This window comes from Synechococcus sp. R6-7, assembly GCF_047461695.1.
Lineage (GTDB): Bacteria > Cyanobacteriota > Cyanobacteriia > Thermostichales > Thermostichaceae > Thermostichus.
In genome coordinates this window covers 1-11,125 of sequence record NZ_JANSHS010000124.1, presented here as the reverse complement: position 1 = coordinate 11,125, position 11,125 = coordinate 1, and the positions used below count along the sequence as shown (strand labels likewise).

The 11,125-nt window shown below is 59.6% G+C and carries 10 protein-coding genes and 1 pseudogene; 8 read left to right on the top strand and 3 right to left on the bottom strand.

The genetic code is table 11. The annotated features are described in order from the left end of the window. The coding region (gene argB, locus NW815_RS04380) for an acetylglutamate kinase (protein ID WP_414415751.1) at nucleotides 1–714 on the top strand (714 nt) is incomplete at its 5' end. On the opposite strand, the gene NW815_RS04375 is transcribed toward argB, so the two are convergent. Continuing rightward, on the bottom strand, nucleotides 711–1,520 hold the full coding sequence (locus NW815_RS04375; RefSeq protein WP_414388875.1) for a hypothetical protein: 810 nt from the start codon (nucleotides 1,518–1,520) through the stop codon (nucleotides 711–713). The genes argB and NW815_RS04375 overlap by 4 nt on opposite strands. 230 nt (nucleotides 1,521–1,750) lie before the next feature. Between NW815_RS04375 and NW815_RS04370 the strand changes: the two genes are divergently transcribed. Then, nucleotides 1,751–3,619 (top strand): ABC transporter ATP-binding protein, encoded by a 1,869-nt coding sequence (locus tag NW815_RS04370; protein WP_414388873.1) that lies wholly within the window; start codon nucleotides 1,751–1,753, stop codon nucleotides 3,617–3,619. A gap of 21 nt (nucleotides 3,620–3,640) precedes the next feature. Here the strand turns inward: NW815_RS04370 and NW815_RS04365 are convergent, their stop codons facing one another. Then, nucleotides 3,641–3,847 (bottom strand): hypothetical protein, encoded by a 207-nt coding sequence (locus NW815_RS04365; RefSeq protein WP_414342377.1) that lies wholly within the window; start codon nucleotides 3,845–3,847, stop codon nucleotides 3,641–3,643. 178 nt (nucleotides 3,848–4,025) lie between these two features. Between NW815_RS04365 and NW815_RS04360 the strand changes: the two genes are divergently transcribed. From NW815_RS04360 to NW815_RS04350, 3 genes are all read left to right on the top strand, one after another. Beyond that, nucleotides 4,026–4,397, top strand: a complete 372-nt coding sequence (locus NW815_RS04360; protein WP_041436554.1) for a hypothetical protein — start codon at nucleotides 4,026–4,028, stop codon at nucleotides 4,395–4,397. 198 nt (nucleotides 4,398–4,595) lie between these two features. Next, a complete protein-coding gene (locus NW815_RS04355) occupies nucleotides 4,596–6,107 on the top strand; it encodes an AAA family ATPase (RefSeq protein ID WP_011433294.1) in 1,512 nt (503 codons plus the stop codon). Between the two features lie 124 nt (nucleotides 6,108–6,231). Continuing rightward, the gene (locus NW815_RS04350; RefSeq protein WP_011433295.1) at nucleotides 6,232–6,582 is read left to right on the top strand and encodes a DUF1257 domain-containing protein; all 351 of its coding nucleotides are present in this window, start codon (nucleotides 6,232–6,234) and stop codon (nucleotides 6,580–6,582) included. A 123-nt stretch (nucleotides 6,583–6,705) separates the two neighbouring features. Here the strand turns inward: NW815_RS04350 and NW815_RS04345 are convergent, their stop codons facing one another. After that, nucleotides 6,706–7,944 (bottom strand): phosphoglycerate kinase, encoded by a 1,239-nt coding sequence (locus tag NW815_RS04345; protein ID WP_414350812.1) that lies wholly within the window; start codon nucleotides 7,942–7,944, stop codon nucleotides 6,706–6,708. Between the two features lie 207 nt (nucleotides 7,945–8,151). On the opposite strand from NW815_RS04345, the gene pds reads away from it, so the two are divergent. From pds to NW815_RS04330, 3 genes and pseudogenes are all read left to right on the top strand, one after another. Further along, a complete protein-coding gene (gene pds, locus NW815_RS04340; RefSeq protein ID WP_414388871.1) occupies nucleotides 8,152–9,570 on the top strand; it encodes a 15-cis-phytoene desaturase in 1,419 nt (472 codons plus the stop codon). Between the two features lie 157 nt (nucleotides 9,571–9,727). Continuing rightward, nucleotides 9,728–10,615: a phytoene synthase gene (locus tag NW815_RS04335; RefSeq protein WP_414388869.1), complete on the top strand. Its 888-nt coding sequence runs from the start codon at nucleotides 9,728–9,730 to the stop codon at nucleotides 10,613–10,615. 75 nt (nucleotides 10,616–10,690) lie between these two features. Next, nucleotides 10,691–11,125, top strand: a pseudogene (locus NW815_RS04330) (ABC transporter permease); the annotation flags it as partial.

Here is an 11,125-nt window from a genome sequence, read left to right as displayed (position 1 = left end):
GGGGGGGGGCCGGAGATCAACAGTTGGCTACAAAAACTGGACATTCCCTTCAAGTTTGTGGATGGCTTGCGGGTTACCGATGCCGCCACCATGGAAGTAGTGGAGATGGTGTTGGTGGGCAAGGTTAATAAGCAGATCGTGCAGCTCATCAGCTTGGCCGGCGGATCGGCGGTGGGGCTGTGCGGGCGGGATGGCAACTTGATCAAGGCGCGATCCCAGGGCCGGGCAGAGATCGGCTTTGTTGGGGAAGTGAGCAGCATCAACCCCCAGTTGCTGCAAACCCTGTTGGAAGGTGGACAGATTCCGGTGATCTCCAGTGTGGCTGCCGATGAGACAGGCCAAGCCTACAACATCAACGCCGATACGGTGGCGGGAGAACTGGCGGCTGCTCTGGGGGCAGAAAAGCTGATTTTGCTCACCGACACCCCTGGCATTCTCAAAGATCCTCAGGATCGCAGCTCTCTGATTACGTTGCTGGATATCGAGACGGCTCGCCAGTTGATCCAAGCCGGTGTCGTCAAGGGCGGCATGATCCCGAAGGTGCAGTGTTGCATTCGCGCCCTGGCACAAGGGGTGCGGGCGGCCCACATTCTGGATGGGGGATCCCCTCATTCCCTATTGCTGGAGCTGCTGACCGATGCCGGCGTGGGCACCAAGCTGGTTCCTTCTCAATTTGCCGCTCAGTTGGAAGGACTGAACAACGGATCCCGCTAGGCTTCCTTGATGAAGCGCAGGATCTCCCGCACATGGCCGAGAAATTGGCTATCCACACTGAGCTGAGCCACAGCTTGGTGGGTCTCCTGGCGCAATTGCCTGTGCTCCAGCTCGTTGCTGGCCCGCAACTGTTCCAGTTGGGCTTTGAGCGCGGCCAGCTCCTGCCGCAGGTAGCGCCGGGTTTCTTCCTCCTGTTGGGCCCAAGAACCGGGCTTGCCGGGATCCCATTGCTCCTGCAACTGCTCGACTTGGCGCTGCAACTGCTCTAGTCGTTCCGCCAGCTCGAGGGCATCTTCGCGAGGGATCTGGATTTGCCCTTGCAACTGGGCCAAGCGGTCGGCCAAATACTCGTAGCCCCGGATGGCCGGGCGCAGAGCCGTCAACAACAGGGCAGCCACAGCGCTGGGGTAGCCGAGGGGGGTCACCTGCCCAGCCGCCAGGCCGTAGAAAGCCAGAGCCGACAGCCCATGCAGGGCAATGGCCACGCGCAACGACCAGCGGCTGAGCTTTTGTAGGAAAGCCAAGGTTGAATCTTCCACCGGGATCCCTCGTTCCTGAGACACGACCGCCTCCTGCTGAACGGCCTTGGCCTGAAAGTAGAGGTTCCAGGGAAGGGTGACGATCACCACCAGCCACCAAAAGCTGGCGATCCCAATGGCCCAGTCGGCCAGCTCCCCAATGGGTAGCCCAAAAGCCCGCAGCAGGACAAACAGGATCCCACCGCCAATCAACAACACCAGCCCCGCCACCCAAACTGGGAAAAAGATTTTCGAGTAAGACACGGAGTAAGAGGTTGAGTAAGACATTGCCGGTTTCTCCTCATCAAGCTGCCTACAGCCTGCCCGAACCGAGCGGCCAGAAGCTCCTGAAGCGGCCAGTTTTCCGTCCGCCCCAGAGCCATTAGGGGTGCAGCTATAGCCATTCCCAATGGCGAGGAAACCCTTGCGGATCCCAAACTCCCTCTCCCTCAGGGAGAGCGCTTAGAGTAGATCAGTGCTCTCTATGAGTTGTCTTTGTTGTTCTCGGGTGTAAGCCTGTGAGCCTTGCCGCCTCTCCCCTCGATACCGATTTAAGTAGGGATCCCCGCCCGCGGCGAGCCAGCGATTGGCGGCTGCTGCGGCTCCTCTGGCCCTACGCCCGTCGGCACCTGAAGCTACTGTTGGCCGCCTTGGCCTTTCTGCCTCCCTTGGCGCTGGCGGATGCGGTGCAGCCTCTGATCCTACAGCGGGCTCTGGATGGCCCCATTGCCCAGGCTCTGGAACAGGGTGAGGCCGGGATCCTCTCCGACCTTTGGCCCTATGTGGGTCTGTTGATCCTGACGGTGCTGGTTCGCTGGCTCTTCCAAGCCCTGGAAGGGTATGTCAGCCAAAAGCTGGGGCAGTTGATGACCCGCGACATCCGCGACGATCTCTTCGCCCACATTCTGGCCTTGCCGGCTCAGTTTTTCGACCGCACCCCGGTGGGCAAGTTGATCACCCGCATCACCAGCGACGTGGAAGCCTTGGGGGATGTCTTTTCCACCGGTGCCGTCGGCATTGTCAGCGACCTGTTTACTCTGGGGGTGATCGCGGTGGTCATGCTCAGCCAACGCTGGGATCTGGGCTTGCTGCTAATCCTCATCGTCCTGCCCATCAGCGCTGTTGTCCTCGAGTTGCAGCGCCGCTTTCGGGATGCCAACTTTCGCGTGCGCGAAGAACTCTCCAAGCTGAACTCCTGGATCCAGGAGAACATCTTGGGCATTACCGTGGTGCAACTGTTTCGCCGGGAGCGGTTGAACAGCGAGATTTTTCAAACCATGAACCGCCGCTACATCCGGGAAGTGGATCAAACCATCCTCTATGATTCTGCCCTTTCTGCCGTTTTGGAGTGGGTGTCTTGGCTGGCCGTGGCGGCTTTGCTCTGGGTGGGCGGGCAGCAGGTGATGTCAGCCGGTAGGGGCTCACTTGGAGGGGGATGGACGGGATCCCTGCCCCTGCCCAGGGAACCCCTCACCTTCGGTAGCCTCTACGCCTTTATTCTCTTTTCACAACGGTTTTTTAACCCGCTGCGGCAGTTGGCCGAAAAGTTTACGGCCCTACAGGCGGGGTTCACCGCCGTCGAGCGCATCGACGCCATCCTCAGCCTGCCGGTTGCCATCCGGGATCCCGCTCAGCCCCGCCACCTACCCCCCGATGCTAAGGGAGAGGTGCAGTTTGAGCACGTCTGGTTTGCCTACAACCCCGGGGAGTGGGTGCTGAAAGACCTCACCTTCACCATCCGCCCCGGAGAAAAAGTGGCCCTGGTGGGGCCCACGGGAGCCGGGAAAAGCTCCATCATCCGCTTGCTCTGCCGTCTCTACGACGTAACCCAGGGATCTATTCGCATTGACGGTGTCGATATTCGCGATCTCCCCCAAGCCGAGCTGCACCGCCACCTAGGGGTAATCCTGCAGGATGGATTTTTGTTTTCCGGGGATATCCAGCAAAACATCACCCTAGGAGAGAAGGCAGATCTAGCGGCAGTGGAGCAGGTCGCCCGCCAACTCAACCTGCATGACTTCCTCCGCAATTTGCCCCAAGGCTACGCCACCCCTGTGCGAGAGCGGGGCAGCAACCTCTCCAGCGGCCAGAAACAGCTTATCAGCTTTGTGCGGGCCATGTGGCGGGATCCCAAAATCTTGGTTTTGGACGAAGCCACCGCCAGCCTGGATGTGGGCACCGAAGCCCTCCTGCAATCCGCTCTAGACACCCTGCTGCGGGATCGCACCGCCCTGATCATCGCCCACCGCCTTTCCACCATCCGCGATGTGGATCGCATCTTGGTTCTGCAGCGGGGGGAACTCAAAGAGCAGGGATCCCATGCCGAGCTCATGGCCCTCAGCGGGCTCTATGCCAGCCTCTATCGGCTGCAAGATCTGGGCGGCTAGCAGGGTGCTTCTGCCCAACCGTCAGCGACTGGCGCCAAAGCGAGACCGAATTGCCTTTAGGGTGGTGAAGCTGGCATCCGCGAACGCGATGCGAGCCTTGCAGAGTAACAGATTGCCGTTATCCACGGCAGTGTCTCTCAAGCTGGCCAAACCATCGCCGGCCTGCACCAGGGCACGGCGGCCCCAGCTAGAGAAATTTTTGCTGAGGGTGTTGATCAAGCGTTCCATAGGGATTGGACATTCCGCTCCTTGTCTTCCACCTAGCCTACTCCCCCAGCCGCAGGTATCCACAGAGGGCCATCAAGAAAATTGTTTGTTACAGATTGTTAAAAACTTGCCGTCAAGCCGGCAGACTGGCTATGATAGGCCCCAAGTTTGGCAAGCAATTCAAAGAAAGCGGTTAGCCATGAATCATCGGCCAGAGGTAGTGGAAGGCACAGAGTCCAAGCAGAAGGTGACCCTGTATCTCTCACCTGAGCTGCACCGGAATCTGAAGATTCGGGCTGCCGTGGAGCGGGAGCCGATGTCGGCAGTGGCAGAGAAGGCCATTACCTTCTATCTGCTTCACCCAGAGGTCATTGAAGGGGTACAAGGTAGCGCCTATCGTGTCCATCAATGTCCCAAGTGTAGTCACCCATTTGTGATCCGCGATGGAGAGGTGGTTTCCCTGCACCAGACATCGGCTGCCGAAGCCATCCTTGAAGAGGTGGAGCCAGAATACTGGGGGTCGGCTGCTGGCTCGGAAGAGCAACGGCAGGATGCTCTGGTACCCTGCTAGAACGCTCCCAAGCGGGCCCCCTTCAGGAACTTGAGCTGATAGGAGCAGACAGCAACACAGAAGGCTTCTAAAATCCTCTCAAAATCCATCCAACAAGGGCGTACTCCCAAGTGCAATCCAATACCTAGGCAACTCGAACCCCATTTTTCAACCGTTCTGGCGGCTCCTGAAATTTCCCCTCTGCAGTTGGTGTTTCCCATGCAAGAGCTAAGCATCCTCATTCAAGCTCAATACCCACTGCTGTACCTGCTGACTCCAGAGGAGGAACGGGCAGAAGCGGCTCTGGCAGCAATTGCCCGCACCCTTAAGCCTCAGCGTCGCCTATTCATTTGGACAGTTACCCACGGCATCGTCGAATACGGCAACCCCCGCAGCCTCACCCAGCACAACACCCAATCCCCCCAGCCCGCCATCCAGTGGGTAATGGAGCAAAAGGATCCCGCCATCTGCGTCTTCAAAGACCTACATGACTTCTTGGACAACACCGAGGTGAAGCGCTGGCTGCGGGATGCTATTGCCAGCCTGAAGGGATCCCACAAAACCATCCTGCTCATGTCGCCGGTGCAGGTGATCCCGGTCGAGCTGGAGAAAGACATTTGCGTAGTGGACTTCCCCCTGCCGGACATGGCCACATTGGAGCGCGCCCTCAACCGCCAGCTGGAGCAGATCCCGCGCTCCCTGCCTTTGGCTCCTGATACCCGCGAAAAGTTGCTCAAGGCGGCCCTGGGCCTAACGCAGGACGAGGCAGAAAAAGTCTACCGCAAGGCTGTGGTGATGCATGGTCGCCTCACCGAGGCAGAAGTAGACATCATCCTCTCTGAGAAGAAGCAACTGATCCGGCGCAACGGCATTCTCGAGTTTATCGAAGAGGACGAGACCATCGACGCCGTTGGCGGTCTGGAAGAGCTGAAGCGCTGGCTGCTGCAACGTTCTGAGGCCTTCACTGAGCGGGCCCGCGCCTATGGACTGCCCCAACCCAAGGGTATGCTGATCCTGGGCGTGCCTGGCTGCGGTAAGTCGCTGATCGCCAAGACCACTGCCCGTCTCTGGGGCCTGCCCCTGCTGCGTCTGGACATGGGCCGCGTTTATGATGGCTCCATGGTGGGCAAATCGGAAGCGAATCTGCGCAGTGCCCTGCGAACTGCTGAATCTCTCGCCCCTGCCATCCTTTTCATCGACGAGCTGGACAAAGCCTTTGCTGGATCAGCAGGCTCCAGCGATTCTGACGGGGGCACCTCCAGCCGCATCTTTGGCTCCTTCCTGACCTGGATGCAGGAGAAACGCTCGCCGGTCTTTGTCATGGCCACCGCCAACCGTGTGGACCGTCTGCCGGGCGAATTCCTGCGCAAGGGTCGTTTTGACGAAATCTTCTTCGTGGACTTGCCCAACATCAACGAGCGCATCGAGATCTTTCGGATCCACCTGAAGAAGCGGCGGCGCGACATCAGCCGCTTTGATCTGCGCCAGTTGGCCGCAGCCTGTGAAGGCTTCTCCGGCGCAGAGATCGAACAAGTTTTGATTGCTGCCATGTACGAAGCGTTTGCCCAGAACCGCGAATTTACCCAACTGGACATTTTGGCAGCAACGAAAGCAACTCAACCGCTATCTCGCACCATGACGGAGCAAGTGGTAGCGTTGAGGGAATGGGCCCAGCAGCGGGCTCGGCCTGCAGCGGCCTCTGTAGCCGAGTACCAGCGGCTGGAGTTCTAGGAGGAGGTGAGGATCCAAAGCTACCTTGACAGAAGCAGGGACGGCAGGGCCCAAACCTTCCCCAAAGAACAGTGCCCATTGTTTGTGTCGATGTTCCAACCCCTATACAAAGGAGAGAAACACCATGTCTCATTTTAGCACCCTGCGTACCAAAATCACTGACGGTCAAGTCCTGATCAACTCTCTGCGCGATCTCGGCTACACCGTTAAGCTGAACGCCGACGTGCGTGGCTACAACGGCCAGCGTGTTCGCGCTGACATCGTGGCTCAGTTGGAAGGCGACTACGACCTGGGCTGGTCGAAGAATCCCGACGGTTCCTACGACCTGATCGCCGATCTGTGGGGCGTGGCCAAGAAGCACAACCAAACCGAGTTGATCAACTCCATCAACCAAAAGTACGCCGTCAACAAGACCTTGGCCGAGGTGAAGCGTCCTGGCCTGAACAACGCCAACGTTAAAGTGGTGGTGCACTAAGCCGGATCCTGTCTCGCCATCGCTGCAGCGATCTACACCGACTAAAGTTAGGAGGGGCTGAATCCAGCCCCTACTTTTTGGCTTGGTTTTTGGATTGGAGGGGCTGCGACCCGAAGGAGGAACCTACGCTTCTGTGAGAGCGGCAATGCCGGGCAGCACTTTGCCTTCCAATAGCTCCAAGCTGGCCCCGCCGCCGGTGGAGATGTGGGTCATCTTGTCAGCGAGGCCAACTTTCTCGACAGCTGCCACCGAGTCGCCGCCGCCGATGATGGTGGTGGCTCCCGCTTGAGTGAGATCGGCCAGGGTGCGGGCGATGGCTTCTGTGCCCAGGGCAAAGCGGTCGAATTCGAACACGCCCATTGGCCCATTCCAGACCACGGTTTGGCACCCCTGCAGGGCAGCCTGGAAGGCTTTGATCGATTCCGGGCCGATGTCCAAGCCCATCCAATCCTCGGGGATGGCGTGGATGGAAACGGTCTGGGCCTGGGCATCTTTGTCAAACCTATCGGCTACCACCACATCCACCGGCAGCAGCAGCTCCACCCCCCGCTCTTTGGCTTTTTCCATCAGGGAGCGGGCCAGATCCAGCTTGTCGGTTTCCACCAAAGACTTGCCGGTTTGGATCCCTTGGGCTTGGTAAAAGGTAAAGATCATGCCGCCGCCCAGCAGGAGCTTGTCCACTTTTTCCAGGAGCCGCTCAATGACGCCGATCTTAGTGGAGACTTTGGAGCCGCCGATGATGGCCGCCAAGGGGCGCCGCGGATTCTCGATGGCGCCCGAAAGAAACTGCAGCTCCTTTTCCACCAGGTAGCCGGCCACAGCAGGCTGGAGGTAGGCGGTGACGCCGGCAGTGGAGGCGTGGGCGCGGTGGGCGCTGCCAAAGGCGTCGTTGACAAACAGGTCGGCCAGTGAGGCCAGCTTGCGGGCAAATTCCGGGTCGTTGTCCTCCTCTTCTGGGTAGAAGCGGACGTTTTCCAGCAGGGCCACCTGGCCGTTTTCCAGGCGGTTCACTACCGCCTCGGCCTCAGGGCCGATGCAGTCGGGGGCAAAGGCAACCGGCTGGCCCAGCAATTGAGAAAGACGGGTGGCTACGGGGGCCAGGCTATTGCCCTCGCGGGCGACCTTAACCGCGCCTGTCTCTTTGTCCTTCTTGACGGGGCGGCCCAGGTGGCTGGTGAGGATCACTTTGGCGCCTGCCTGGGTGAGGGCCTGGATGGTGGGCAGGGAGGCGCGAATGCGGGTGTCGTCGGTGATGTTGCCCTGGGGATCCAACGGGACGTTGAAGTCGGCGCGCACCAGCACGCGCTTGCCGTTTAAATCAAAGCCAGATGACAGCAGGGATCCCAGTGTTTGTTTGGCCATCGTTGTTTTCCCCCGGACTGCAGAAAATCTTTATTTTTTCTTCCGTATGTATCCTACCAGCGATTGGGATCCCGGCAGTGAGACAGATGGGCTTCGGGATCCCCTTGTTCCGCTGCTTTTGCTGGGTCGGCCTTCCGTCTGCCCCTTGGCCCCGGCAATTGTAACGGTTTGCAAATAGAATAAAAATGTTGCTTTGTCGTTACCCTCATGCGTGTTGCCATTGCTGGTGGCGGGCTGGCCGGGCTGGCCTGTGCCAAGTATCTCTGCGATGCCGGGCATCAACCGCTCCTCTTTGAGCGGCGGGATGTTTTGGGTGGCCTGGTGGCTGCCTGGAAAGATGCCGACGGCGACTGGATCGAGACGGGGCTGCACAACTTTTTTGGCGCCTACCCCAACACGTTGCAGCTGTTCCGGGAGCTGGGCATCTCCGATCGCCTGCAGTGGAAGGAACACAGCTTGATTTTCAACCAGCCGGACAAGCCGGGCACCTATTCCCGCTTTGACCTGCCGGATATTCCCGCTCCTTTCAACGCCATTGTCGGCATCTTGCGCAACAACGACATGCTCACCTGGGGGGAAAAGGTGAAGTTTGCCCTGGGGCTGGTGCCGGCCATGATTCGCGGCCAGCGCTATGTGGAGCAGATGGATCGCTATAGCCTCTTGGAATGGCTGCGGCGGCAGGGTATTGACGAGCGGGTCAACACCGATATTTTCATTGCCGTCTCCAAGGCCCTGGCCTTCATCAACCCGGAGGAGATCTCGGCCATGGTGCCCCTGACGGCCTTGAACCGCTTTTTGCAGCAAAAAGATGGCTCCAAAATTGCCTACCTAGACGGCGCTCCCCCAGAGCGGTTGTGTCAGCCGATGGTGGACTACATTGTGGCCCGTGGGGGGGAAGTGCATTTGAAGGCGGCGTTGCAGGACATTCGTCTCAACCCTGACGGCAGCGTGGCCGGGTTTTGCTTAGCCACCCCCTCTGGGCCGGTGGAGGTGACTGCCGATGCCTATGTCTCGGCCCTTTCGGTGGACGCGCTCAAGGAGCTGCTGCCGGCGCAGTGGTGGGGGATCCCCTTTTTCCAAAAGCTGCGTGAACTGGAGGGGGTGCCAGTAATTAGCCTGCAGATCTGGTTTGACCGCAAGATTACTCACATCGATCACTCCTTGTTTTCCCGCTCGCCGCTATTGAGCGTGTATGCCGACATGAGCAACACCTGCCGGGCCTATGCCGATCCGGAGCGGTCCATGTTGGAGCTGGTGCTGGCTCCGGCTGCCGAGTGGATTGATTGCGGCGATGAGGAGATCTTTGCCGCCACGCTGGAGGAACTGAAAAAACTCTTTCCCCAGCACCTTACCGGCCCCAACCCCGCCCGCGTGCGCAAGTGGGTGGTGGTGAAAACGCCGCGCTCGGTCTACAAGGCTACCCCTGGCAGACAGCAGTATCGCCCCACTCAAGTTACCCCTATTCCCAACTTCTTCTTGGCGGGCAGCTACACCCTACAGCCCTTCCTGGGCAGCATGGAGGGGGCCATCCTCTCCGGCAAGTGGGCGGCGGAGGCCATCAACAAGGGGATCCCATTTCAACGCGCTTCTGTCTCGGCCTCAACTCTGGCAGCTGCGGGGGTCTAGCTCTCCGCCGTCCGCCTCCTATGCCTTTTGAATCTTTCTTTTCCCCACAACCTCTTCTAGGCTATCCGCGGCGTCCGCTTTCCCGTAGTGTTGATATGTGCCCTCGCCGTTCCTCTTCCTTCTCTATCCTGGCCCTGCGCCCCTGGAGATCAGCCAGATGAGTCCGCTTGAGCAATCTTTTGCCCTCTGTCGCCAGATCACGGCCAAGCACGCTAAGACTTTCTACCTGGGATCCCTGCTCTTGCCCCAGTCCAAACGGCGGGCCATCTGGGCCATCTACGCTTGGCTGCGGCAAACCGATGAGTTGCTGGATGGACTGGAAGCCAGCCAGGCAGAGGTGGAGGTCACCCGCAGCAAGCTGGAGCAGTGGGGATCCCATCTGGAGTCGCTCTTCCAGGGAGGCGAGCCGCAAGTCCCCACGGACCTCGCTTTGATCCACACCATCCGCACCTACCGCCTTTCCATCGAGCCGTTTCGCGAGATGCTGCGGGGGCAGAGCATGGACTTGGATACGCGGCGCTACGCCACCTGGGAGGATCTGCGGGTCTACTGCTACCGCGTGGCCGGGGTGGTGGGGCTGATGTGCTCGGAGATCATGGGGTTTGTGCCGGGCCGGGATGGCCGCGAGGAGGCGGTGGCGCTGGGGATCGCCATGCAACTAACCAACATCTTGCGGGATGTGGGAGAGGACGCCCGCCGCGGGCGGATCTACATCCCCCTGGAAGATCTGCGCCGCTTCAACTACTCCGAGCGGGACCTGTTTAACTATGTTATTGACGAGCGCTGGATGGCTTTGATGGACTATGAGATCCGGCGGGCTAGAGAGCTCTATGCCCAAGCGGAACGGGGGATCCCTACCCTGCAGCCGGACTCCCGCTGGCCGGTAGCCGCTTCCTTGATGCTCTACCGGCAGATTCTCAACGCCATCGAGCGCAACCACTACCAGGTTTTTCGCACCCGCGCTTACGTGTCCACTCTCAGCAAGGCATTGGCGCTGCCGGTGGCCTGGTGGCGGTCGCGGCGCTCCAACTACTACGGTTACTAGTAGGGAGCAGCAAGCAGTTCCCCACGGCCGCGGCAGCAGAAAACAAGAAGACCTCTTATACAGCGAAGAAAACCTATGGTAAGCCGTGCCCTGACCCTACCCTATCAGCGAATCTGGGAAGACAGTTTAACCATCTTCTGGCGCGACTGGCTGGATCTGCGGGGGCGAGTTTGGCAGGTGGTGGCCTCGGGGCTGGTGGCTCCCCTCATCTACATTGTTGCCTTTGGGGTGGGCTTGGGGGGATCCCTGCGGGCCGAAGCTTTGGCCGAGGTGGCCGGATCCACGGCGGCAGGTTCTTATTTGCGCTTTATCTTGCCGGGGATGGTGGCTCTTTCAGCCATGACCATCAGCTTTGCCGGCACCACCTTCTCCATTTGTGGATCGCGGCTATTTACCAAGAGCTTTGAAGAGCTGCTGCTGTTGCCGGTGCACCCCTTGTCTTTGCATCTGGGCAAGGTGCTGGCGGGCATTGCCCGCGGCCTGCTGACGGCCTTGGGGGTGTTGGCGGTG

Excerpts from the sequence above, each read along its gene's own strand:
- NW815_RS04365 (WP_414342377.1), bottom strand. The coding sequence starts at position 3,847 with ATGGAACGCTTGATCAACACCCTCAGCAAAAATTTCTCTAGCTGGGGC.
- NW815_RS04350 (WP_011433295.1), top strand. The coding sequence starts at position 6,232 with ATGTCTCATTTTAGCACCCTGCGTACCAAAATCACTGACGGTCAAGTC.
- pds (WP_414388871.1), top strand. The coding sequence starts at position 8,152 with ATGCGTGTTGCCATTGCTGGTGGCGGGCTGGCCGGGCTGGCCTGTGCC.
- NW815_RS04360 (WP_041436554.1), top strand. The coding sequence starts at position 4,026 with ATGAATCATCGGCCAGAGGTAGTGGAAGGCACAGAGTCCAAGCAGAAG.
- NW815_RS04355 (WP_011433294.1), top strand. The coding sequence starts at position 4,596 with ATGCAAGAGCTAAGCATCCTCATTCAAGCTCAATACCCACTGCTGTAC.
- NW815_RS04345 (WP_414350812.1), bottom strand. The coding sequence starts at position 7,944 with ATGGCCAAACAAACACTGGGATCCCTGCTGTCATCTGGCTTTGATTTA.
- NW815_RS04335 (WP_414388869.1), top strand. The coding sequence starts at position 9,728 with ATGAGTCCGCTTGAGCAATCTTTTGCCCTCTGTCGCCAGATCACGGCC.
- NW815_RS04375 (WP_414388875.1), bottom strand. The coding sequence starts at position 1,520 with ATGTCTTACTCAACCTCTTACTCCGTGTCTTACTCGAAAATCTTTTTC.